Consider the following 20,834-nt stretch of genomic DNA (forward strand, 5'->3'; position numbering starts at 1 on the left):
ATACAACCAGCGGTCAAAAAATCCAATACATAATTTCAGAAATTGAACTATTGTTAATAAAATCCTTTGCATTTTCTTAACAAAATAGTCCTTTCTACATTATTGGCTTCTGCTTATGACATCAATTTTGCCGCTTTTGACCGCCAAATGTGTCAGCTTGTTGTCAGCTTGTGTAAAGGCTCCATCACACGCGTTTATGTAGACTCATGCTGTCCAAATATATGTAATAAAGCTGATTAGGAATAAGAGAACGTAAGCAACCCCCGTTCCGGCGAACGCGAGACGCCATACCGCACGAAGCAGCCGCTTGATATCCACTTTCCCTTTCAAGCGGTTTTGCGCGCCGCCGATAAGTCCGGCAGCAATGAGCAGAATCAGCACAATGAGGTAGAGTCCGAATCCGGATTTGAAAACGATGTTGAACAGGGCTGCAGCCGCTAGAATGAAAAATAGCGTCGATACGTCCATTGCGAGCAGCAGCGCCGCTTTCTTATCTTTTTTCAAGTAAAGATGAATGAAATAGACGAGCAAAAATGGAATGATTGGCACGATAGCGAGTAAGGTCAAAGTATCACTTAACAGACTCATGGTTCCACCTCCTGCAAATATTTCAACAAATGGCATTTCCTTATTTCATTTGCCACAGTTCGGTTAATCACTTATGTAATCCGCGAACAAGCCGCCATAACAATTCGTGGCCGGGAGCCGAAACACCGGCCTGTTTGGCCATTTCTGCGAGCCGGCCGTTAATATAGTCGATTTCCGTCGGCGTTCCTTGCAGTACGTCCTTCAGCATCGAGGAAGTATTGCTCGCCGTCAAACGGCATATCTCCGCTACTAACTCGTAAGCATCCCCTTCGAAGGGAATGCCCCGGGCCGTGTATATCGCCGCCGCCTCATCGCAAAGCTGCTTCAGCAGCGCCCTGCGCTCTGCGGAATCCAATAGTTCCCCGTTGGGGATTCGCCAAATCGCGGTCAGCGGATTAATCACAGCATTAATAAGCAGTTTTCTATAAATTTCCCTATCGATGTGTTTCGACAGAAGTGCGTAAAATCCTGCCATATTAAGGGCATCAATTAATTTTTCTGCGGCATTTTTTGAGTATAAATCCGCTGATTCGCCGATCTGTTCTGCCATGCCGATCGTGGTCGTCCCCTGCCCAGAGCGGATGACCTGCCATGGGAAAGGACGCTTCGCTCCTTCGGTCGTAATAGCCGCATAAATCGGGGTGGCTGGAAAACTTGCTGACAAATATTCCAAATGCCCGACTCCATTTTGAAAGCACAGGATATGCGTTTTAGGCCCAAGCAGTGGCTGCAGCTCTTTAACCAGGCTGCTGTAAATATGCCGTTGCTTCGTTACCAGCATAACCCAATCGGCATGTCCATCTGGCCGTGCCAAGCGGGCGGCATCTTGCAGTGGATGGGCGGCCGAAACTGCAATAACGGCTGGAGAGCTTCCTTCTCCTTCCTGCAAAACGATACCCTTCTGAACTAGCAGCTCGGCCTGCTCCGCCGTTCTTGTCCAAAACCGGACCCCTTGACCAGAAGCAGCCAGTTTGCTTCCAAAGAGCAAACCGAGTGCGCCCGATCCAACGATCTCGAATTTCATCCTCTCCACCCTTTCCGCATTTCTGTTATTTCCTTTATACCAGACCTCGTCCCCACAACACAAAGAAATTCCGGCATTAAAATACCGGAATTTCTCAATTTAGAGCTTAAAGGTGTTATTCGATTCGCTCCAGGTTGCCGTTTGCATCCATTTTGAATCTCGTCTTTAACTCTTCATCCTCTTCATTCAGAAATGCAAGCCGCCGCGCCCGGTCCATGATTTGAATCAGCGCTTTGTAATCATCGTTTACCACCCTGTAATCGGTCTGTACTTCGTTGACCTGATCCGACAAACGCTCTTTCTCTTCGCGCAGCACGGCCAGCTCTTCATCCTTCTCACGAAGCTCTTTCTCAAGCTGCTTTACATATCGGTTCGTTTCCTGAACCGTATTCTTCCACCCCCGCAAAAACCGGATAACTGCATCGATGGAAATCGTTTCTTCCGTAACCCCTTCACTTTTATAGAGTCCTTCTTCCAGATCTACAGAAGCCAAGGAAGCGATCGAGGTTTGGCTGGCGATCGATCCCTGCTTTTTCATATAGTTCCGTTTCTGCCGCTGCGCCTTGGCAATGCCAATAGCCGCTTCGTACTTTTTACGGACACAGCTGTTCCAGCGGAAACCGCAAGCTGCTGCCGTTCTCCCAATTCGTTCCCCCACCTCTTCAAACGCAGTCAGTTGGGTGCTCCCTTCGCGGATATGGCGCAAGGTTACCTCGGCCAGGATCAAGTCGTCCTCCGCGCTCCATGCATCTTGTCTCACAGCTGTCATGCTATAAAAACCTCCTAACGACATCCTAATATAACCGTCTTCCGGGCACGATTCCGGGCCGGTGTAATCGGTAAAAAAGCTTCATATTCCATCCTATGCCTCTCATAGAGTTCATAGAATCTATTTGATACTATTTTGTATGTCCAAAATAAAGGGCTGTCATACCTCGTTCGATAAAATGTGAAAAATTCTTAATCCGTAAAAAACAATACTCCATAACATGAATCACTTGTCCGGGAATCAATCGTTAATCTTTGGTGACTTTTCGTTTACAGTTGTTAGGGTTACGGGTATAATGAGGTATAGAAAATTGGATGTCGCCGATACATACGAAAGGGGGACTTATTTGTGGCACGCATGTACCGCGTCCTTGGCTTCTTCACATTAACCATTGGACTTATGGCCTTTGCCGGTAACCATATCGAAATGGCCCTGCTATTTTTCCTGCAAACGGCTTTTTTCGTCATCTTTGGTTACTTGAAGTTTACGGAGAGAACGTATATCCTGCTGTTCTGGGGATACATGATCGTCGCTTTTACGGGCTTCAGTTACTGGACGATCTTCCAGATGGGACTGCCTCTCTAATCCATAGGTGTGCTGAACGAGTAGGATTAACTCACTCTTTCAATCAAGGGCGATTCGGCCAAGGCCGAGTCGCCTTTTTCATTAAGACTATTTCTTGTCCTGATATCATATATATTTATAGACCAACCCAAGGAGAGGAACGCTCTTGAACAGACGTCTCATATCCTTCTGCTCCTCCTGCTTGCTGGCAGCGTCGCTAGTTATAGCTCTAGTCTTCCCGTTAAACCATGCCCGTGCATTCCCATTATCGGAAGAGGAGCAGGAGATTTTGGAGAAGAGCTTATCCATCGTAGAAATTGACCGGGAGATTGCCCGAGTTGAAATGAAGCAGCAAGACACGGAACGTTCAATGCTTAACCTGTCCAAGGAGCTTGCCGGAAAAGAAGAGAAATTGCTGATCGCACAGGAACGCGCCGGCGCCCGGCTTAGAGCCTATTATATGGGGGAACGCGAGGATTTGCTTGCGGCTCTCCTGTCCGTAAACAGCTGGAAGGACTTCTTTACGGTACTAGATTACTACCAGTTGATCATGGAGCGGGATCGCGATGTGCTAACGGGCTACAGAAACGAGCTCGCCAAGCTGAACAAATCCCGGAAGCAGTTGGCGGCGATGGCCGATGAGCTGGCGCAAATGAAAGACGATCTGATGATGCAGCGTGAACGTGTGATAGAACTGCAGCGCAGCGTAGACGGAAAGCTTGGAGCGAGCGCCGATCCCGAGCACCTGAGGGCGATGATCGAAGAGCTTACGGCTTATTGGGAAAATGTAGGGTTGCATGAGGTGCGCCGCTACTTCAAGGCTCTCGCTTCGGCGATGATGGACTTTCAAGACTTTCTGAAGGATCATCAAGACAGCCTGGTCTCGGAAAACGGAGGATATGTCCTCGTTATTCGTGAAGAGGATTTGAACGCCTTCCTACGCGGCAAAAATGATCTGCTCAGCAATATGGCATTCCTTTTCGAAGAGGATAAAATTGTAGCTACGGGAAGCCGGGAAGGCCTTAATCTCCGGGTAGAAGGCCATTATACCGTGGAGGACGTTCCACAGAACGCCATCGTGTTCCATGTGGACCGGCTCGTCTTCAACGGTCTGGAGCTGCCGGACACAACGCGCCTAGAGCTGGAGAAAGATTTTGATCTCGGATTTTATCCGCAAAAAATAGTTCCCTTCGTGAAAGCCGTCGAAGCAGACATTCAGAAGGGAACCTTGACCGTCAAGCTGAAGCTCTCTCTTTAGAGGGCTTCTTGCTTGCGCTTATTTATTTGTCGCGCCCAATCTGTGTGATTTCCTTGCCGTATTGCTCGAGGGTGAGCCGGCTGTTCATAAAGTTCGTCGTCAGGCGGGCAAACTGCTCCATTTGCTCGGGGAGAAGGCTGCCAACGGGCAATGCGTCCGGCTTGCTTCCCACCAGCGAGGCCGGAACCCATGCCGGTATTTTATTTCTTTCAAATTCAAAATACAACGATTTAAGGACAGGCAGATGCCCTGTAATTTCATGCCACTCCCGCTGCCTGCCGGCTCCGGTCATTTCCTCGATCCACGCTCCAGCAGCTTCGGCATTTGGGCTCTTAGAGGAAACTACGAAGCTGCGCCCGTAGCTCCACATCGTGGTGCCCGTATTCTCCGAATCGGGTATGAATGCCTCCATTCGCGGATGCTGCCCGTCTCTGATCAGCGATGCACGCGTAAGGCAAATCGCCACCTCGCCATCATAAATGCGCTTCCAAACGTTTGACGCAGATTGGGCTTCCGTATCATAACGAAGCAGATAAGGGCGAAGTTCTTCGAGGTACCGAATGCCTCGCTGCATCCCTTCCGACATTTCAAACGGCGGGCTTCCTCCCGCCGCATTCCCGCCAAACTGCCAAAGCAAGGTTAGAGCCGCGTAAGGTTCGCTAATATCCACCGCTAAAAGACTTGGGATGCGGCTCTGTTTCTTGAATGAGGATAAAAGCTTCTCCCAGTCGTCGGCCGATTGCGGAGGATGATCCAGCCCTAATTCCTTGATTAATGCGGGATTGTATGCGAATACATAAGGATCGGTATCAAAGGGGACCCCCCATAAGTAGCCATTCCATTCATTCTGGCCCAATGTTACGCTTAGTACCTCTCCTGATAAAGGGCTGAAGTAGTAGCGCTCAGCAGGCAGCAGATACCCGCTGGACGCGAATTTCCGTATCCAGTCATTGTCCAGCAGCAGGACATCCGGAGATTCCCCCAATTCGAACTGCTGCAGTAAGTCGCGGTACGATTCACCGGATGGCAAATTCACCAGCTCTACCTGATCCGCAAACTGATTCATATATTCATAGTTCCATTGCTGCAGACGCAGAAATTCTCCTTCATTCATCTGTACAGCAACCCGAAAATGCCCCGGCTCCTGAACCTCTTTGGGGTTCGGAAGAGATACGGGCTCAGGAATGATGCCTTCCTCATTGCGAATAAGAGTCGACTGCTTACTTGGAGACAAGTTAATTAAAGCAAGTAAAAGGATCGCAAAAAGCACCCAATAATTTCTACGCTTCACACCTGTTCTTCCTCTCTGGCGTTCCGATCGCCGTCCGACATCCAATCAACCCTTATTGTAACAAATTACCTCATACTTTGTCCCCTACAAAACATGGCAAAAACCGCCGAAGCTAAGTCCGGCGGCTCATTTTTAGATATTTATTCTCAGGAATATGCAAAATTACAGCAAATCTGCAGCGGCCTGAGCCAATTTGGATCGTTCCCCTTTTTCCAAGGTGATATGGCCGCTCAAGCTTTGTTCTTTGAAGCGTTCCACCAGATAAGTCAGACCATTGCTGGCGGAATCCAGATAGGGATGGTCGATTTGCTCAGGGTCACCAAGCAGTACAATTTTACTACCTTCTCCGACCCGCGACACGATGGTTTTCACCTCATGACGCGTCAAATTCTGGGCTTCATCCACAATAATGAACTGTCCTGGAATGGAGCGGCCTCGTATATAAGTCAGCGCCTCAACCTGTATGCTCCCGAGACCCATGAGGATCTTATCGATATCCCCTGATTTCTTCGTATCAAACAAATACTCCAGGTTATCATAAATAGGCTGCATCCATGGCCGAAGCTTCTCTTCTTTCTCTCCAGGCAGGTATCCGATATCCTTCCCCATCGGAACGACGGGACGGGCAATCAACAATTTCTTATATTTATGCTCATCCTCTACCTTCAGTAATCCGGCAGCCAAAGCAAGCAAGGTCTTTCCGGTGCCGGCTTTACCTGTAATAGTCACAAGCGGGATTTCGTCATTTAACAGCAGCTCAAGGGCCATCCGCTGCTGGGCATTGCGCGCGCTGATCCCCCAGACAGGTTCATTGCTGAGAAATAGCGGAGCAAGCTTTAGGCTATCCTCGCTAACCTTAAGCAGAGCTGATTTTCCACTGCCCATTTCATCCTTCAGGATAACGAATTCGTGTGGATACAGCGGATAGGTTAGTCCCAGCGGCTTGATGGGCAGAGAGCGGTAGGAATAAAACTCGTCAATTACGCCGGGATGTACTTTGACGGTGGAGTATCCGGCATACAGCTCGCTTGGGCCCGCTGTACGGTCGGAGAGGTAATCCTGGGCTGTTAGACCAAGTACGTCAGCCTTAATGCGGACAAGGACATCTTTGCTTACCAGCACGACTGTTTTAGAGGAGCCGAGCTCGGCTTCCTCGAGGTGGTAGTTAAGCGCGACAGCCAGAATCCGGTTATCGTTCGATATATCCCCGAACATCTCCTGTACTTTGGCGAAGCTGCGGTGGTTTAGCTCCACCTTCACCGTTCCGCCATTATGCAGCTTTACCCCGTCGTGGAGATGTCCTGTTTCGCGAAGTCCGTCAAGCAGCCTGGAGACTCCCCGTGCATTTCGGCCCAGTTCGTCAGCGTTCCTCTTCTTGGAGTCGATTTCCTCCAAGACGATGGCCGGAATGACGACCTCATGTTCCTCGAAGGCAAAAATCGCATTGGGATCATGCAGCAATACATTCGTATCCAATACAAATATCTTTTTCACAGTTATCCCCTCCACCGCTTGTCATTGCAGCCTATTTCATTTACATACATATTTCTTCCCGCTAGCGGGAAGCTTAAAGACAGACATTATTCCCGAAAGGACGATTAACATGCGAATATGGCTGTGTTTGTTACTGACGGCTATTCTTCTTGCAGGCTGTAATACAGCATCACAAAAGGCATCACCCTCTCCCCAAGGTCAACCTAACAACAACCCGCGGGCTCAAAGCACCGCACCAGGCAATAAACCGGCGGCTCAAAACGCCGGCAACCAAAATCAAATTAATAAGCAAGCCCATCTGGAACAGCTCGTTAAGCGGGTGCCCGGTGTAAAGGGAGCTCACTGTGTTGTTTTGGGCAATACAGCCGTAGTCGGCATCGATGTCGACGGCAAGCTGGAAAGAGCCCGCGTGGGTAATATCAAGTACACTGTTGCCGAGGCTCTGAGTAAGGATCCGCATGGAGCCGGTGCGATTGTCACCGCAGATGTTGATTTGAACAACCGCCTTGCAGAAATCGGCTCCAAGATCAGGCAAGGACACCCTGTTTCCGGGTTTGCAACGGAGTTAGCCGATATTATCGGTCGAATCATGCCGCAAATGCCGAGGGATACCGTACCGAGAACCGAAAACGGTATCCAAGGCCGCAAGCCAGGGGCTTCGGTAAACCAGCCTTCCACGCAAAGCCATACCTATAAATCCAAAGCAAACCAGAACAAACAGAGAAATAACAACATGCAAATGGCTCCGCAAGGAAATCGATAGTTAGATGAGAACGAAAAAAAGCCCGGCGAAAAACAATTCGCTAGGCTTTTTTCATGGCTTCAAACACTTGCGCGTCCAGCATGTCCGCTGCACGCCGATCATAAACTTTATTGTACACGGGAGCAGCAACAAGCTGAGCTCCATAGAACAGAGCATTGCGAACCGCCTCGATATGCACGTCGAAGCAGCACATCTTGAAAGGAACCATTTCAAGCGGGTCTTGAGCTACGGCCGCTCTGCCGTTAATGGCATAGATTGTCCCTTCGCCAAAGACGGTAATCGTTACCTTCGGGTGAGCCTTGATATTGGCGACCAGCCGCGAACGATGGTCAAGAGCAAGGCGAAGCGTGGAATAATCCAGCGCATAGACCCAGGAAATCGCGCTTGAAGTCGGCCCGCCGGACTCGATATCGACGGTGCTCAATAATACAAACATCTCGGACTGGAAAGCAGTATATAAAGGTTCGGATAACTGCGTAACGATATCAGACATGAACCAGCCCTCCTATACAATCCTTCTATATGATTGTATTATAGCATGCTGCAAAACTTGCCTTCAATCATCAGTTGCCTGCCACCGCGGCCTCCGCATCCCCGGTCTCACCGACTGCCGGCCTGTTGCCCGAGAGCTCATCCTTCAGAGCCTGCTTAGCCTGCTCAAACTCGTCCTTGTTCAAATAAACGTATGGGCTCTTCCATTGGCCGGTGACCGGCATGAACGCCACATTTTCCTTGGATATGTTCCAATAGGCTGAGATGATGTTCTTCATTTGTTGGGATTCCAGATCCGTCTCCATATTCTTGCCGACCGACTGGATCACCTTCCCGGCACCAAGCACACCGTCAAGCGATTTAGCCTGATCGATGAGGGCATGCAGCACTTCATTCTGGCGGCGGTTGCGGTCAAAGTCATCGGAAGCCTTCGTTCTTGGACTGCAGTTAGATTTGCGGTACCTGACGTAGCCGAGCGCATCCTCTCCTGATAAATGCTGCTGTCCCTTCTTCAGGTTGATGTTCGTATTATCCGCACGGTCGCGGTAGCACATATCCGCATCAACATTGATATCGACGCCGCCAAGCGCATCCACAACATCACGGAAGCCCTGGAAATTCAATACGGTGACGTAATCGATGTCCAGATCGAAATATTTGCTCATCATCGTTTTCATCTCATATTTGGCTGTAATTCCTGACTTCTTCTCCTGGACCAGAAAATTCGGATAATAAGCATTCAGTTTGTCAGGCTTGTATCCCTTAAGCTCCAGCAGCGTATCACGCGGCAGCGATACTACGGTAGCCGATTTTGTGTCGGGATTCATGGCGATGACCATCATCACGTCGGTAAGATGCGTCTTCGTCTCCGGACGGTAGTCCGTCCCCAAAAGCAGCATCGTCAGTGGTTTGACTTTGGCCGACTGCTGCGGCGCAACCTTCTCATCGGTTCCGGTCTCCTCAATGACCTGATCGATCGTGACGGACAAATAGCCGATGTACACGCCTACGCCGAGTGCCAGTACAATCATCAAGGTGAGCAGCGTTCGCAGAAATATCTGGAAGCCGCTGGCTTTCTTTTTCTTCTTGCGAGAGCCTTTTTTAGGTGACTTTCTATGGCTTTGCTCCCGAGGAGGCAGGCCACTACGTGTAGAACTCATGGATTAAAACACCTTTTTCATGTGAATTAGCAATTTGACCTACAATACTAAAAACGTATCTGCGCTTCAAATAGTTACAAGCCTACTCCCCGCTGCCGGTAATTACGGAGCATTTCCTCCGTCTCCCTCCACAGCGGATGAGCCGTTCTTCTTGTTCCGGCGCCCCTCCACAAAATAGCGGATGCGCACCATGAGCATAAGAGCAACTGCTACGAGAAGACACTGGATGATCGGCAGCTTGTCGATTTGAAAAATGAGCAGCATGAAAGAGCCGATCGCCATCAACACGTACAAGATGACTTCTTTCCATAAGGGCAGCTTCTGCTGGGCCCGAAACACCTTATTGTACACGAAAGTAACCAATACAAAAATGAGAATATACGCGATCACCGGGTGATCGGCAAACCATTGTTGCAACACAGTTCCCTCCTTCGAGGCAGTAGCATCGTTATAGTTTTCTTACAGCCTTACTTCACCATTATAAGTTGGCTTCAGACATTTTGCGATGTTTTTCGGCACGCTCTCGTTCGCTCTTATTCAAAATTTTCTTCCGCAAGCGAATGTTTTTGGGAGTAATCTCGCAATATTCGTCGTCGTTGAGGTATTCCAGCGCCTGCTCCAGGGAGAAAATCCGTGGCGTCTTCATCTTCACCGTTTCTTCTTTCGTCGCCGAACGAACGTTAGTCAGCTGCTTCTCTTTGCAAATATTCACGACGATATCATTGTCGCGGTTATGCTCTCCGACGATCATCCCTTCGTATATCTCCGAGCCGGGCTCGAGGAACAGCACGCCGCGATCTTCGATCGACAGAATGCCATAGGTGGTCGACACGCCATTTTCGCTGGAAACGAGAACGCCCTGATGACGTCCTCCGACTTGTCCGCCAACGAACGGTCCATAGCTGTCAAACGCATGGTTCATGATGCCGTAACCTCGGGTGAGCGTGAGGAAATGCGTACCGTAACCGATCAGGCCCCGGGCAGGAATGAGGAACTCCAGGCGAACCTGTCCGTTGCCGCTATTGATCATGTTGACCATTTCCGCTTTGCGCGAACCCAGACTTTCCATAACCGTTCCCATATGCTCCTCCGGTACATCGATAAGCAGGCGTTCGATCGGCTCCATCTTAACTCCGTCGATTTCCTTCACGATCACTTCCGGCTTGGATACCTGAAGCTCATATCCCTCGCGGCGCATATTCTCTATCAGTATGCCGAGATGCAATTCTCCCCGTCCCGACACGATAAAGGCATCCGGGCTATCCGTCTCATCTACCCGGAGGGATACATCGGTCTCAAGTTCCTTCATCAGACGCTCCCGCAGCTTGCGGGAAGTAACCCATTTTCCTTCGCGGCCCGCAAACGGGCTATTGTTGACAAGGAAGGTCATCTGCAGAGTCGGCTCGTCGATTTTGAGCACCGGCAAGGCTTCCGGATGATTCGGGTCAGCGATCGTCTCGCCGATGTTGATATCTTTAATACCGGCAATCGCTACGATATCGCCTGCTCCGGCTTCATCGATTTCGACGCGGTTAAGGCCCTTGAAGCCGAACAGCTTCTCGATCCGGGCGGATTTTTTGCCGCCTTCGCGCGTCATGACCGCAACCGGCTGGCCTTGACGGATGACCCCGCGGTTAACCCGGCCAATCGCGATACGTCCTAAATATTCGTTATAATCCATCAGCGTTACAAGGAATTGCAGCGGCTCTTCCACGTTCTCCGTCGGCGCCGGAATATGATCGATAATCGTATCATACAGCGCCTGCATATTGCTGTCCTGCTTCTCCGGATCCAAGCTGGAGGTGCCGTTCAAAGCGGATGCATACACGACGGGGAATTCCAGCTGTTCGTCATTGGCCTCAAGCTCGATGAACAAATCAAGCACCTCGTCGATGACTTCCGATGGGCGAGCGGCCGGACGGTCGATCTTATTCACGACAACAATCGGGGTAAGCTGATGCTCCAGCGCTTTGCTAAGCACGAATTTCGTCTGCGGCATGCAGCCTTCATAAGCGTCAACTACGAGCAGAACACCGTCTACCATCTTCATAATCCGTTCCACTTCTCCGCCAAAGTCGGCGTGTCCCGGCGTATCGACGATATTGATCAAATAGTCTTTGTACGTAATTGCCGTATTCTTCGCCAAAATTGTAATGCCGCGCTCACGCTCCAAATCATTGTTGTCCATGACGCGCTCTTGTACAGTTTCATTATCGCGGTAAATGCCGGACTGCTGAAGCAGCTTGTCGACAAGCGTTGTTTTGCCATGATCGACGTGAGCAATAATGGCTATATTGCGAATATTGTTTCTATCATGCATAAGTTTTCTCCAAATCCTTTCATGTCTGCGTCTTTGCAGTAAATTGACATATACCGACTGGTCCACCCAAAGAAGCGCCGGACGAAAACTTCCGACGCTAATCTATCCTTAATATTATACGCAAAACCAGAATTAATTCAAGAACTTTCCAGAGATCTACCAGATTCGGCGGCTATCCCCGCGGTTCACAATCAGCCAGATCCCAGCAGCGATCATGATGATCGCCAGCAGATAAACAAAGGAAAAGGCGAACAGGCTCCAGCCCAGTAAGAAGATGGACGCAGCAGCGAGCACAATGGCCATCAACAGCATACCGCTCTGACGCTGCGGTGAATACGCATAATACTCAAACAAGCCTACGGCAATGCCAAGTATAAATGCCGGCCATAATCTGTAGAACAGGAACGTCCAGCCCCCAATAATGCCTATAAAGAACAAAATGGAGTATATGACAAGAATCCCCGCGGGCAGCAGCAATTCGGCAGAAGCTCTTCTGGAGATAACCCATATATGCAGCAGGATGCCGGGAACCAAGAGAATCAGCGGCCACAGCGCTTTTCCGAGAAAGCTGAATACTCCCCACTTCCCAAGCAAAATGATGACTCCCGCAGCTAGGATCAGTATGCCGGTCATAAGCTTGTTGTTGTCGGACATTCTGTCACTCACCTTCCAATTGACAATTACGGACAGGACTACCCTTTTTGTGCCATCCTTATTCCAGTTTATATGAAGAAGAGCGAAAACGCTACTCCCTCATGTCGCTTTATAATTGCCGATCCAACCGAACATAATAACAAGCGCAGCAAGAATGACCGGAATCCACCCGTGTACGGATGGCAGCATTTCTGTCAAAAAAACGCCTAATTTCGCATCCTTTATTAGCATTTCCCCGGCTGTATAACCTAATATGCCTGCACCGGCGAATGTCAATATTGGGAACCGCTGCAGCCATCCTGTAATGATATTACTTCCCCAAATCACAATGGGTATACTTATGGCAATGCCTATAATCAGTATCGCAAGATCTCCGTCAGCCAGAGCAGCAATCGCCAGTACATTGTCCAGACTCATGATAAAATCGGCCAACAGTATCGTTTGTATCGCCTTCCAAATCGTGTCCGCGTGACTTCTTGCCGAATCGTTATCCCGGTGGTGGAGCAGATTAAAAGCAATCGTACCTAGCAGCACTCCCCCAATGGCTTGAATATAGGGAATTTTGAGCAGAATCGTCGCCAGCCATGTCAGGATACAGCGCATCAGCACCGCGCCAAGCGCTCCCCACCATACGGCTTGCCTGCGCTGCTGAAGGGGAAGATTTCTGCTGGCCATGGCGATAACGACAGCATTGTCACCGCTAAGCACCAAATTAATAATAAGGATTTCGGTTAACAATATTACATGCTCCATAGGCTTATCCCTCCCATACACTTGTATGAGGGGATGTGCCAAGCTATACCCTTTCTTTTACAAAAACAACACTGGACAAAAACCATTTTTAGTGAATTAATAATAAAGTGCATGGCAAAAAATGATGGAAGAAGTGACCATAGTGGAACTATTTAGCGCTGCTTTTTTTATCGCATTAATTAATATTATATTCATCGATCTAATCCTGGCTGGAGACAATGCCATCGTCATAGGCATGGCCGCCAGAAAGCTGCCCGCACATATCCAGAAGAAAGCTATCCTGCTAGGTACGGGCGGAGCGGTTCTGCTCAGAATCGCCGCGACGCTTGTTGTCGTATGGCTGCTCAATATTCCTTGGCTGCTCGCCATAGGCGGAGCTATGCTGGTTTACATTGCCTATAAGGTGCTGGTCGATGAGAGCGGCCATGAAACGATAGATGCGAAGGAATCCCTCTGGCCTGCAGTAAGGACCATCGTTATTGCCGATGCAGCGATGGGACTCGATAATGTGATCGCCGTTGCCGGAGCCTCTCAGCGGCATATGATTCTTGTCGTCCTTGGCCTGCTGATCAGCGTCCCGATCGTCATCTGGGGCAGCACCCTTTTCATCAAGCTCTTAGGACGATTTCCCTGGATTGCTTATGTGGGCTCTGCCGTACTCGCCTATACCGCTTCCCACATGATCACGGAAGAGCCGCATTTGGAGCCGTTTTTTGCGGACAAGCCCGTGGTTAAATATGTGTTTATTGTCCTGACGATTTTAGGCGTCCTTGGCGCCGGCTATGCAGCAAAGCAAAGGCAGCGGCGGCGCGAGCAGAACAATAAACGCCCCTCGCGTCATGCTACACGCTAAGCTGGGATGACAAATAACAAGGCTGCCTCACCATATTAGTGAGGCAGCCTTGTTATTTGTTCCAGAATATAAACAGCTGCACCTAACCTTTGCCCCTCCTAAAACCACTTATCCTGTGCAACCGGCTCTCCTTGCGATCTTCTAATGACAGTTTCACCCGGTTTGATCACGATCGTCTCGGTCTTGCTGACCGCTTCTTTGATTTGCTCATCCAGTTGAGGCAGGGATGCCTCGATTTTCTCGATGATATGCAAATTCGGGTTCGTCGATGGGGACTTCGGCACAAACAGGGTACAGCAATCTTCATAAGGCAGGATAGATAATTCATAAGTGCCAATTTGCTGCGCCAATCCGATAATTTCCTCTTTGTCGGTCGTCACTAACGGCCGAAGCATTGGCAGAGACGTAACCTTTCCGATAACGTTCATGCTGGCCAGCGTCTGGCTCGCAACCTGTCCGAGACTATCCCCTGTAACCAGAGCAAGTGCGCCGTTTCGCTCGGCCAAATTGGTGGCGATCCGCAGCATCGCCCGGCGCATGAGCGTAATCATGACGTTCTCATGATTGCCGCCAGCGAGCGTGGTCTGAATTTCTGTGAACGGCACGAGATGAAGCTTGATTTTTCCGTAATATCCGGACAGCACCTGAGCAAGATCGATAACCTTCTCCTCTGCCTTTTTGCTCGTATAAGGATAGCTGTGAAAATGCACGCATTCGATTTCCAATCCCCGGCGCATCGCAGCCCATCCGGCAACCGGACTGTCGATGCCTCCGGACAGCAGAAGCATCGCTTTCCCGTTCGTCCCCCGCGGAAACCCGCCCGCGGCTGGCACGACCTCGGAGAACAGGTAAGCCCCCTGCTCGCGAACCTCGATGCGAAGCTCAATTTCTGGATGGCGCACATCGACTTTTAAATGGGAGCACGACTTCAGGATCGGCGAGCTGATGATTTGGTTCATTTCCTGAGAAGATACTGGGAACTTCTTCCACACTCTTCTTGCATTGACCTTAAAGGCCGTTTCCTTGGCGACATTCATGCTCTCGACGAAGCTGACTGCCTGAGTAATAATCTCATCGATCTCGGCTGCCGCTACCTTGACTGGACTAATCGACGTAACGCCGAATACATTTTTCAGAACCTCGATAATTGGGGCTGCAGGCTCTCCGTTCAAGACGACATAAATCCGCCCGTATTCCTTCTTGATTTCGGTCGCCGGGTAAGCCTGCAGCAAATCTTGAACATGAGCTAAAGCAGCCTTTTCAAAACGAGAACGATTTCTGCCCTTAACGGTAATTTCCCCGAAACGCAGCAGAAGCATATCATATTGCAGCATTTTATCTGTTTCCACCTTTCACGATCTGCAGGCGCTCCATCGTACGCTTGACAGCGCCCAGCAATTGTCTGACATCCTCTTCGGTATGCTCTTCACCCAAGCTGATGCGGATCCCCGACAAAGAGCAATCCTTCCCTTTCTGCATAGCAAGCAGGACACGACTTGGTTCGCTTCGTTTGGAGGAGCAGGCGGACTGCGTAGAAACCAGGAAGCCCTCCTCCTCCAGCATATGAAGCATCGCCTCGGCCTTTATTCCCGGATAGGAGAAATGCACGATATGCGGCGCTCCATCGGGGCTGGAATTGACCACAAGGCCAGGCAAGCCTGCCAGTCCTTCATGGAGTTCGCGGCTCAGCTTGGACCAGTGCGAAGCAAGAGCAGGTTGGCGTTCCGCCGCCATTCTCATCGCCTTCGTCATACCAACAATGTACGGAATGTTCTCAGTACCGGAGCGCAGCCCTCCTTCCTGCCCACCGCCTGTCAGCAGCTGTGTCAGATGCACTCCTTCCCTGACATACAGGAGGCCGGTTCCTTTAGGTCCGCGGAATTTATGAGCCGATAAACTATACAGGTCAATCCTGCTGTCCTGAATGGACAGCGGCAGCTTGCCGAATCCTTGAACGCCGTCAACATGGAAGAGAACCCGGGGATGACGATTCTTCAAAGCTCTGCCGATTTCAGCGATTGGCTGAACCGCCCCAACCTCGTTATTGACATGCATGACGGACACAAGCACCGTGTTATCTGTTACCGCCGCTAGGACATCCTCGACCCGTACAGCACCGTTGGCCTGTACCGGCACATAAGTCACCTCGCACCCCTGCTGTTCTAGATGTCTGCAGGTCTCATATACGGAAGCATGCTCTACCGTGGTTGTCACGATATGATTTCCACGCTGGCGGTACCGGGCCATCGCGCCCCTGATTGCCAAATTGTTGCTCTCCGTGGCTCCCGACGTAAACACGATTTCCCCCGGATTAACCTGAAGCGCATGCGCGCACACTTCTCTGGCTTTGGACAACAGCTTCCCGCTGTCTTCTCCCATACGATGCAAGGAGGACGGGTTCCCAAAGTGTTGGGCCATCACTTCTCCAACGGTACGAATAACGTCTTCATAGGGCGGCGTAGTAGCTGCGTGATCAAAATACTTCATTTCATCCCCCCTAATGAACAATATAATCCTTGTCTATTGTAACGGATTCCTAACGATATCGTCATTGTCAAAAAAAAGACCAAATGGGAAATCGCAGCGAATCAGCGTTTTCTCAAATGATCTCTGACTTCTTGCTATAACGAATATAAGCCCAGCACTTGCCCGCAAGCCCCTAAGCCTGATACTTCAATTGAGCAGTTTCAATCTTTCTAATATAATTCTGCGTTTCCTTCGGGAGCAAGTGCAGCTTCTCCATCAATTCCTGGTCATTGCTGATACCAAGACGCTGGACACGCCCAGGTCCTGCGTTATAAGCAGCCAACGCTGTCTTTACACCGCCGAAACGCTGAAGCTGATAGGACAGGTAGCGCGTGCCTCCGTCGATATTCTGGGCAGGATCAAACGGGTTGCTTACGCCCAATCCTTTGGCCGTTCCATCCATGAGCTGCATCAGCCCTTTGGCTCCCGCAGAGGAGACCGCATTGGAATTAAAGGAGGATTCGGTCTCAATGACGGCCTTAATCAAGCTCTCCGCTACACCGTAAGCCCGGCTGGCACGGCTGATGAGCTCGTCGATATCCCTTCCCGCGCCTGTCGGTGCCGACAAACCAGTGATTGAACTAGAAGCTTCAACCGGAAGCGATGCCATGTCTGCATCACTGTATGTAGTTTGCCCGATAAAATACCATAAGGCATCCTCAAGCGAGCCCGGCAGCATCCCGCCGGCAGCAGGCAAGCCGCCCTGCGCCAATGTCTGCTCTTGTCCTTCCGCCACCATTAATTCTTTCAGCAATATATCGAATAAAGAACCTTCACTTCCGGAAGAGGTTCTTTGAACAGAAGTGCCTTGAAGGTCGATATCATTCATCATTTGGAGCTGAATCAGCTGTCCCATCGTACGCGTATCGATTTCCATCTTGTTCTTAACTCCTCTTTCTCCCCATGGAATGCTATATCCTATATTTTACACTTGAAATGCGACAATAACCACCTTTTTTCGAAAAATTATTTCGTTTACCCGAAAAGACCTTCGTCTGAATAGACGAAGGTCTTTTCCAATACTGAGAAACCTGGAATTAACGAGTAAAAGGAATCAAAAAGAAATAGCTGAGCGTAGCGATGGCGCCAAGGCCGATCGCCCAGGCTCCTGAGGTTTTGCTTCCCTGGCTGTACGCGTAAAATCCCATAATTGCGGCAAGGGGCCCGAGCACAATTGACCAAACAAATAAAGATGCGATGCCTAAACCTACGCCAACATAGCCAACGGTTCGGCTTGCCGTGCCAGTATCTGCGCCTGCATCGTCCTGATCCGCTTCACGGTCTGTCCGGGAGCTTTCGTACGTTCTTGTCGGAGCAACCTCGGCGGAATATTCCTCCTCGTGTGTTCGGCGGGGATAGTCCACCCGCTTCGGATCGCCTGTCAGTTCTTCATCATCAAGGATATTCTCCACATAATCCTTATTCTCATCCGTCATCTTCTGCACCTCCAAAAGTATTATGACTTGCTTTGTTACGATGATTTCGGCTTAAACGTATGACAGCATGTAGCGGCGGATGAACTAGCGGTATCCTTATGCTCGCTATCAAAAGCTTCGCCTGCGAATTCCGCATTATATTTGCGGTCTGCATGCTTGTCGATATCGATCATGATCAGATCCGCATTGCAATAATTCTGCTCCCCCCAATAAGCGCAATTCGATACGCTGCATCTGACAATTGGTTTATTTTCATTTGGCATATTGATCACCTCGCATACATTTTCCCCCGACGGTATGCCGGATATGCGGCCGAATTTATGTCAAATCGATACAGAAGCTCAGGAATAAAATGAAGGCAAAATCCTCAACCTACAGTTACATGAAACTACAGCAGGAGGGATGATCCATGAAATGGGGCAGATGGGTCGCTATTGGAGTGTCCGGTGTGGCAGCCATCACGGTCTTGGCGTTGTTGCCGCAGTTTAATATTGGCCCACAGCAGCAAGCGGGACAGCAGCGGACTAAACAGCAAATTATGCAAAATACGAAGCAGACAGAGGTGCCCAGGCCCGCAGAAGAAAAGCAGTTGAAGCAGTTGATGCTGCGCCGGGACGTCACAGCGACAGAAAGGCTGGCCAGACTTGATGCCAAAAGACATTTGCAGGCGCTGGCCGAAGGAATCAAGGATTCCTCGTTATCAAAGCTGTCCGCCGATATCCGGGAACTGCAAAAAGGGCATAAGCAGTTTCGTTCGATTATGCTGTACAGCTCTACGGGAAAGGACAAGCATTTCCGCGGCAGCAATGAACGAACCGCCCCAGATGTACAGGAGCAGACAAATTACTATGTCGCCCTGGCGCGAAAAGCGCTCCGCAAATCCGAGCCTTATGAATCGCCTGTGTTTCCGGAAAAGGACCCGCATTTTTTTGTCATTGCCGAGCCTTCCAAACATAACAAAGATGGAATCATCGCCGTCATGGATACCCACATTCTAAGACGCGTCAAAGAACATCAAGACAAAAATCTGCGCTTGATCCCTTATCCGAAGGAGGGCAAATACAAAATCGAGTCGGTGCATGCCGATACGCTTAAAGACCTAACTGTCAAAACCGGGCATGACAATGAAAAAGCAAGCCATTTTTATGAAAATGAAATCGTCGTGACCTTTAAAGAACCTCCGTCCGACCAACAGCTCGCCCAAATCCAGAAGGATATTAAAGCAAAACATACGAATAAGCCGCGGTCGATTCGCAACACCTATATTTTTCAATCGGATAGCATGAGCATGGACGAGCTGAAAAAATACTTCGTCCAGAAATGGCGCCCGGCCTTTATCGAGCCGCATTATTTGTATATGACGAATGAAACAGCGCCCGCGGCCGATTCGCCGGAAATTCCTAATGATTTGCTGTTTTCGGAGTACCAGTGGAATTTGCCCATCATCGAAACGAACCGGGGCTGGAAATTGTCTAAGGGCAGCAATGACGTCATCGTTGGAGTTGTCGATACCGGCGTGGATCTGTCTCACCCTGATCTGGAGGGACGGCTGCTAAAAGGATATAATGTCATCGACCCCGACAAGGATCCTACGGACGATGTAGGACACGGCACGCATGTCGCCGGCATCATTTCAGCCAACGTAAACAACAATGAGGGTATCGCGGGAATGACGTGGGGCGGCAAAATATTGCCGGTTAAGGCGCTGGATCAGTCCGGCTCGGGTACGACCTACTCCGTTGCCCAGGGCATTATATGGGCTGTGGACAACGGGGCCAAAGTTATCAATATGAGTCTTGGCAACTATGCGGATGCCCAATTCCTGCATGAAGCCATCAAGTATGCCTTCGACAAGGACGTCGTTCTGGTCGCGGCCACCGGCAATGACAATACGGAGCGGCCGGGATATCCGGCTGCATATCCCGAAGTGCTGTCCGTGTCGGCTACCGACAACAATTTAAAGAAAGCGTCGTTCTCCAATTACGGCGACTATGTTGACGTAGTCGCTCCCGGTGAAAGCATTGCCAGTACGTATCCCGATAACCAGTACGCCGCATTGTCGGGCACCTCGATGGCTAGTCCGCATGTGGCCGCACTTGCCGCTTTGATACGGTCCATCAATCCGGATCTGAAAAATACGGAGGTCATGGACATTATCCGCAGCAACGTCATCGATCTCGGCGATCCCGGCCATGACAATATGTACGGATATGGACAGATCGACGTGTTCGCGGCGCTGGAAGCTGCCGGAGGCAGCGGGGCTCCGCTGCAGCTGTGGCCCCAGCATATCGACCAGAAGCTAAGGCGGCTGTTGGAAGATCCTTTCCGCCGTTAAAAGAAAAAGAAGATCGCTGCGGTTATACGCTTAGCGATCTTCTTTGATTTGAGTTAAGAATAGGAACAGCGCTATGACTGTTCAAATAAAATATGTTGCAGTGATGAAAGTTTGCCATAAGCCGGGTTCTGTACTGTTCGCGGTAATCGGGAACTACCCTCCCGCTAGTAAGTGACAATCATCTATCTAGGCCGTGCATTACTGCACGGCTCCAGCGACCAACCTAGACGCGCTTCGGGCGAAAGCTGCCTGTGCCTGCAGGCGCAAGCTGCGTCTCATTAGGTCTTGCTCCAGGTGGGGTTTACCAGGAACGAAGTCACCAGCGTTCCTCGGGGTCTCTTACACCTCGGTTCCATCCTTGCCTGTGCACGCCTTGCGGCGGCCATCGGCGGTCCGTTTCTGTGGCACTATCCTTCGGCTCGCGCCGACTGGACATTATCCAGCACCCTGCCCTTTGGAGCCCGGACTTTCCTCCCGCGGCGAATAGCCGCCGGCGATTGTCTGTCAAACTTTCGAAGGCAACATTAAATAGTATACAGGGATTGCTCTGCAAT

21 protein-coding genes and 1 other RNA gene are annotated in these 20,834 nt (G+C 50.2%); 5 read left to right on the top strand and 17 right to left on the bottom strand.

Features of this window, described 5'->3' with window-relative positions; all coding sequences use genetic code 11:
- Nucleotides 1-204 precede the first annotated feature (204 nt).
- The 3 genes from MKX50_RS16730 to MKX50_RS16740 all read right to left on the bottom strand — a co-directional run bounded on the left by MKX50_RS16730 (nucleotide 205) and on the right by MKX50_RS16740 (nucleotide 2,381).
- Nucleotides 205-588, bottom strand: coding sequence for a DUF3397 domain-containing protein (locus tag MKX50_RS16730; RefSeq protein ID WP_213590233.1), 384 nt, complete (start codon nucleotides 586-588; stop codon nucleotides 205-207).
- 67 nt (nucleotides 589-655) lie between these two features.
- On the bottom strand, nucleotides 656-1,612 hold the full coding sequence (locus MKX50_RS16735; protein ID WP_213590232.1) for a 2-dehydropantoate 2-reductase: 957 nt from the start codon (nucleotides 1,610-1,612) through the stop codon (nucleotides 656-658).
- Between the two features lie 115 nt (nucleotides 1,613-1,727).
- Complete coding sequence (locus tag MKX50_RS16740; RefSeq protein ID WP_213590231.1) at nucleotides 1,728-2,381, bottom strand: RsfA family transcriptional regulator; 654 nt, start codon at nucleotides 2,379-2,381, stop codon at nucleotides 1,728-1,730.
- A 348-nt stretch (nucleotides 2,382-2,729) separates the two neighbouring features.
- Here MKX50_RS16740 and MKX50_RS16745 point away from each other — a divergent pair, with 348 nt between their 5' ends.
- Both MKX50_RS16745 and MKX50_RS16750 read left to right on the top strand, forming a co-directional pair.
- Entirely contained in the window at nucleotides 2,730-2,966 is a 237-nt protein-coding gene (locus MKX50_RS16745; RefSeq protein WP_110932156.1) for a DUF2626 family protein, read from the top strand.
- A 145-nt stretch (nucleotides 2,967-3,111) separates the two neighbouring features.
- Nucleotides 3,112-4,203 (top strand): hypothetical protein, encoded by a 1,092-nt coding sequence (locus MKX50_RS16750; RefSeq protein WP_213590230.1) that lies wholly within the window; start codon nucleotides 3,112-3,114, stop codon nucleotides 4,201-4,203.
- 22 nt (nucleotides 4,204-4,225) lie between these two features.
- Here MKX50_RS16750 and MKX50_RS16755 read toward each other — a convergent pair whose 3' ends face one another.
- Nucleotides 4,226-5,494 carry an extracellular solute-binding protein gene (locus MKX50_RS16755; RefSeq protein WP_339157392.1) on the bottom strand — a complete coding sequence of 423 codons (1,269 nt, stop codon included), beginning with the start codon at nucleotides 5,492-5,494 and terminating at the stop codon, nucleotides 4,226-4,228.
- A 162-nt stretch (nucleotides 5,495-5,656) separates the two neighbouring features.
- Entirely contained in the window at nucleotides 5,657-6,988 is a 1,332-nt protein-coding gene (locus tag MKX50_RS16760) for a PhoH family protein (protein ID WP_213590227.1), read from the bottom strand.
- Nucleotides 6,989-7,097: 109 nt separating this feature from the next.
- Here MKX50_RS16760 and MKX50_RS16765 point away from each other — a divergent pair, with 109 nt between their 5' ends.
- On the top strand, nucleotides 7,098-7,751 hold the full coding sequence (locus tag MKX50_RS16765) for a YhcN/YlaJ family sporulation lipoprotein (RefSeq protein ID WP_213590225.1): 654 nt from the start codon (nucleotides 7,098-7,100) through the stop codon (nucleotides 7,749-7,751).
- Nucleotides 7,752-7,791: 40 nt separating this feature from the next.
- On the opposite strand, the gene MKX50_RS16770 is transcribed toward MKX50_RS16765, so the two are convergent.
- The 6 genes from MKX50_RS16770 to MKX50_RS16795 form a co-directional block, all read right to left on the bottom strand.
- Complete coding sequence (locus tag MKX50_RS16770; protein ID WP_213590223.1) at nucleotides 7,792-8,244, bottom strand: pyridoxamine 5'-phosphate oxidase family protein; 453 nt, start codon at nucleotides 8,242-8,244, stop codon at nucleotides 7,792-7,794.
- 70 nt (nucleotides 8,245-8,314) lie between these two features.
- Nucleotides 8,315-9,403 carry an LCP family protein gene (locus MKX50_RS16775; RefSeq protein WP_213590221.1) on the bottom strand — a complete coding sequence of 363 codons (1,089 nt, stop codon included), beginning with the start codon at nucleotides 9,401-9,403 and terminating at the stop codon, nucleotides 8,315-8,317.
- A 102-nt stretch (nucleotides 9,404-9,505) separates the two neighbouring features.
- A complete protein-coding gene (locus MKX50_RS16780; protein WP_213590219.1) occupies nucleotides 9,506-9,820 on the bottom strand; it encodes a YlaH-like family protein in 315 nt (104 codons plus the stop codon).
- 61 nt (nucleotides 9,821-9,881) lie between these two features.
- Nucleotides 9,882-11,723, bottom strand: a complete 1,842-nt coding sequence (typA, locus tag MKX50_RS16785; protein WP_213590217.1) for a translational GTPase TypA — start codon at nucleotides 11,721-11,723, stop codon at nucleotides 9,882-9,884.
- Between the two features lie 156 nt (nucleotides 11,724-11,879).
- Nucleotides 11,880-12,389 (bottom strand): hypothetical protein, encoded by a 510-nt coding sequence (locus MKX50_RS16790; RefSeq protein WP_339157393.1) that lies wholly within the window; start codon nucleotides 12,387-12,389, stop codon nucleotides 11,880-11,882.
- Between the two features lie 87 nt (nucleotides 12,390-12,476).
- Nucleotides 12,477-13,130, bottom strand: coding sequence for a TerC family protein (locus MKX50_RS16795; protein ID WP_213590215.1), 654 nt, complete (start codon nucleotides 13,128-13,130; stop codon nucleotides 12,477-12,479).
- A gap of 142 nt (nucleotides 13,131-13,272) precedes the next feature.
- On the opposite strand from MKX50_RS16795, the gene MKX50_RS16800 reads away from it, so the two are divergent.
- The gene (locus MKX50_RS16800; RefSeq protein WP_339157394.1) at nucleotides 13,273-13,983 is read left to right on the top strand and encodes a TerC family protein; all 711 of its coding nucleotides are present in this window, start codon (nucleotides 13,273-13,275) and stop codon (nucleotides 13,981-13,983) included.
- Between the two features lie 98 nt (nucleotides 13,984-14,081).
- On the opposite strand, the gene thiI is transcribed toward MKX50_RS16800, so the two are convergent.
- From thiI to MKX50_RS16825, 5 genes are all read right to left on the bottom strand, one after another.
- Nucleotides 14,082-15,314 (bottom strand): tRNA uracil 4-sulfurtransferase ThiI, encoded by a 1,233-nt coding sequence (gene thiI / locus MKX50_RS16805; protein ID WP_213590691.1) that lies wholly within the window; start codon nucleotides 15,312-15,314, stop codon nucleotides 14,082-14,084.
- A 4-nt stretch (nucleotides 15,315-15,318) separates the two neighbouring features.
- Nucleotides 15,319-16,470, bottom strand: coding sequence for a cysteine desulfurase family protein (locus MKX50_RS16810; protein WP_213590213.1), 1,152 nt, complete (start codon nucleotides 16,468-16,470; stop codon nucleotides 15,319-15,321).
- 172 nt (nucleotides 16,471-16,642) lie between these two features.
- Nucleotides 16,643-17,386, bottom strand: coding sequence for a lytic transglycosylase domain-containing protein (locus tag MKX50_RS16815; RefSeq protein ID WP_213590212.1), 744 nt, complete (start codon nucleotides 17,384-17,386; stop codon nucleotides 16,643-16,645).
- Between the two features lie 160 nt (nucleotides 17,387-17,546).
- Nucleotides 17,547-17,945 (bottom strand): hypothetical protein, encoded by a 399-nt coding sequence (locus MKX50_RS16820; RefSeq protein ID WP_244996367.1) that lies wholly within the window; start codon nucleotides 17,943-17,945, stop codon nucleotides 17,547-17,549.
- A gap of 35 nt (nucleotides 17,946-17,980) precedes the next feature.
- Nucleotides 17,981-18,208 carry a DUF1540 domain-containing protein gene (locus tag MKX50_RS16825; RefSeq protein WP_155610421.1) on the bottom strand — a complete coding sequence of 76 codons (228 nt, stop codon included), beginning with the start codon at nucleotides 18,206-18,208 and terminating at the stop codon, nucleotides 17,981-17,983.
- 146 nt (nucleotides 18,209-18,354) lie between these two features.
- On the opposite strand from MKX50_RS16825, the gene MKX50_RS16830 reads away from it, so the two are divergent.
- Entirely contained in the window at nucleotides 18,355-20,280 is a 1,926-nt protein-coding gene (locus MKX50_RS16830) for a S8 family peptidase (RefSeq protein ID WP_339157395.1), read from the top strand.
- A 102-nt stretch (nucleotides 20,281-20,382) separates the two neighbouring features.
- Here MKX50_RS16830 and rnpB read toward each other — a convergent pair.
- Nucleotides 20,383-20,793, bottom strand: an RNA gene (rnpB, locus tag MKX50_RS16835) — RNase P RNA component class A.
- Nucleotides 20,794-20,834 lie beyond the last annotated feature (41 nt).

The organism is Paenibacillus sp. FSL W8-0186, from assembly GCF_037969765.1.
Classification (GTDB): domain Bacteria; phylum Bacillota; class Bacilli; order Paenibacillales; family Paenibacillaceae; genus Fontibacillus; species Fontibacillus woosongensis.